Origin of the sequence: Xenorhabdus japonica, from assembly GCF_900115195.1 — a bacterium.
Taxonomy (GTDB): Bacteria; Pseudomonadota; Gammaproteobacteria; order Enterobacterales; family Enterobacteriaceae; genus Xenorhabdus; species Xenorhabdus japonica.
Genome location: NZ_FOVO01000075.1, coordinates 1 through 2622, shown reverse-complemented (window position 1 = coordinate 2622; position 2622 = coordinate 1). Strand labels below are relative to the sequence as shown.

The window sequence follows — 2622 nt, the reverse complement described above, 5'->3', positions numbered from 1 at the left end:
ACACGAGATTACAAAACACCGAATGAGTTATTTAAAGGAATACCCACTCATTTACTTCGTTCATTACGGTGTTGCGCTTAATATGTGAATCCAAGATCATATAAAAATCACATAAATTCACTGCCATAATCTACCTAAATCAAATACCAATTTCCCTATCCTCCATTACTTAAAAGTAAAAAATAACCATATAAATCAATACACAGACAACTAAAACAATACATTCGCATTATTTGATAAGCATTGATAAAATTAATCGTAATAATTCACATCTAAAATAAAAACACAAGGATAATTTCATTTACAATGATCCCATTTACTTTCGAGTAAATAAAAAACTTATTATCTATAATTTTTCGTTTATACTTTTTAAACGCTTTTAAACACTAAAGGCATGTTATGAGCCAAGCATTACAATACTTAATTAACTTGATACACTTAGAAAAAATAGAAGAAGGAATTTACCGAGGACAAAGTGAAGACTTAGGATTTCCTCAGGTTTTCGGCGGACAAGTAATAGGTCAAGCTCTATATGCAGCAAAACAAACCGTAGCGAATGATAGAATGATTCACTCTTTCCATAGCTATTTTCTACGCCCAGGTGATAGCCATAAACCCATTGTGTATTATGTTGAAATATTACGTGATGGAAAAAGTTTCAGCGCCCGCCGTGTCAGCGCAATACAAAATGGTCATCCTATTTTCTACATGACGGCTTCCTTTCAAGGACATGAAAAAAGTTTTGAACACCAAAATATCATGCCTCTGATCCCCCCTCCCGAAGAGTTAGAGTCCCAAGAGGAAATTGTGAAAAAAATGGCTAACTCACTCTCTCCTCAATTAAAAAAAACTTTTTCCGTCGCACCATTGGAAATGAAGCTAGTTCCCCTTCAAAAGCTACCCAATCATTCATCCCAAGTCCCTGTGCGTTATGTTTGGTTCCGTAGCAATGGAAAAATGCCAGAAGATCCATTCATTCATCATTGTCTGCTGGGCTACGCATCAGATTTCAATTTTTTACCTACAGCATTACAGCCTCATGATGTAGAGTTTATGGAAAAAAATATGCAAATAGCCACAATTGACCACTCAATGTGGTATCATCGCCCTTTCAGTATGGATGATTGGTTACTTTATTCAATCGAAAGCCCATCTGCATCAGGTACCCGTGGTTTTGTTCGTGGGCATATCTATAACCGTTCAGGTGTGCTTATCGCTTCTGCTGTTCAGGAGGGACGTAATCCGAAAGCTATAATGAATTGAATCAATACCGTATACTAATAACCTGAATGCCAAACTGTCTTAGCATTGTCATTCCTTTGGGAAAGCCTGTTCCTCCTAAAGCGGATGAAGTAAAAATACTAGTCAACAAACAACCAACGACCAACGACGCCGCATACTCCATGTATCCCGAAAACATCACAGACATCATCAACACGTAACCATCTCTTCAATATGACCACACCCCATAAGCCTGTAATGCCTGCAATCAGTCCCATTACCAATGCGCCACCAATTCCAACTGTTGCAGCAGCAGGTGTAATGACCACTAAACCAGAAATACATCCGGAACATGCCCCTAAAAGCGAAGGCTTCTGGCGAAACAACCACTCAAAGAAAATCCATGACAATACCGCGCCTGCCGTTGCTACCACCGTATTCACTAAAGCTAACGCTGAGATACCATTCACTGTTCCCGCAGATCCCACATTAAAGCCAAACCAACCAATGTAAAGGATCGCTGTTCCAATAAAAGTCATTGATAAGTTATGAGGTTTAAATGCTTCCCGCCCAAAACCTGAACGCTTACCAAGTAAGTAAGCACCAACTAGCCCTGCAGCTGCTGCATTGATGTGGACAACAGGCCCACCAGCAAAATCCAAAGCTCCATCTTTAGCAAGCCAACCACCTCCCCACACTATATGGGCCATGGGAATATAAGATGCTGTCAACCACAATGCACTAAAAATCAACAAAGCTGAAAAACGAACTCTTTCACATAAAGCCCCTACAATCAAAGCAACAGTAATACACGCAAATGCACCTTGGAAAACAACATGGATCAACTGATAAAAACTGCCATTTAAATCAGTTATAGATATATTTTTCAACATGACCTGATCAAAGCCACCCCAAAAATAATTACCCATTCCAAAAGTCATACTATATCCATAAATAACCCAGAGCACACAATCCAATGAAAAGCTGACAATAATCTGCGACATCAGTGATAAAACATTTTTGCTGCGTAGTAACCCCCCATAAAATAAGGCAATACCAGGTATAGTCATAAAAAGTACAAGTATCGTATTTAACCCCAATTCTGTTTAAGCCGTCACTGGAATATCTTTTTCTTCTGAGTAGAAAACTTTCAGTGATGGTTTCTTCTTTTTATGACAATAAGCCATTAACCCCGTTAAAACAGTCAACAGAAATCCTTTCATACTTCGATGACGAGCATGTTCTATTTGACAGATATTTTTTAATTGCCCATTAACCGTTTCGATAATAAAACGCCTTGATCACAGTTTCTAAAGCCACACTGGACATCGCTGCCAGTCATGAGTTTGCACAGTTCACTGCAAGTAACGACTCTGATGGTTTTGATGCCATTCTTGCTGA

Annotated in this window: 1 protein-coding gene and 3 pseudogenes; 2 read left to right on the top strand and 2 right to left on the bottom strand. The window is 38.7% G+C overall.

Translation table 11 applies throughout. The features are described from left to right. Positions 1 to 399: 399 nt before the first annotated feature. Positions 400 to 1263 (top strand): acyl-CoA thioesterase II, encoded by an 864-nt coding sequence (gene tesB / locus BM135_RS16285; RefSeq protein ID WP_092521568.1) that lies wholly within the window; start codon positions 400 to 402, stop codon positions 1261 to 1263. 10 nt (positions 1264 to 1273) lie between these two features. Here the strand turns inward: tesB and amt are convergent. Both amt and BM135_RS16275 read right to left on the bottom strand, forming a co-directional pair. Next, a pseudogene (gene amt / locus BM135_RS16280) lies at positions 1274 to 2309 on the bottom strand (ammonium transporter); the annotation flags it as partial. A gap of 18 nt (positions 2310 to 2327) precedes the next feature. Further along, positions 2328 to 2519 (bottom strand): annotated as a pseudogene (locus tag BM135_RS16275) (transposase); the annotation flags it as partial. Here BM135_RS16275 and BM135_RS17620 point away from each other — a divergent pair. After that, positions 2519 to 2622, top strand: a pseudogene (locus BM135_RS17620) (IS110 family transposase); the annotation flags it as partial. The pseudogenes BM135_RS16275 and BM135_RS17620 overlap by 1 nt on opposite strands.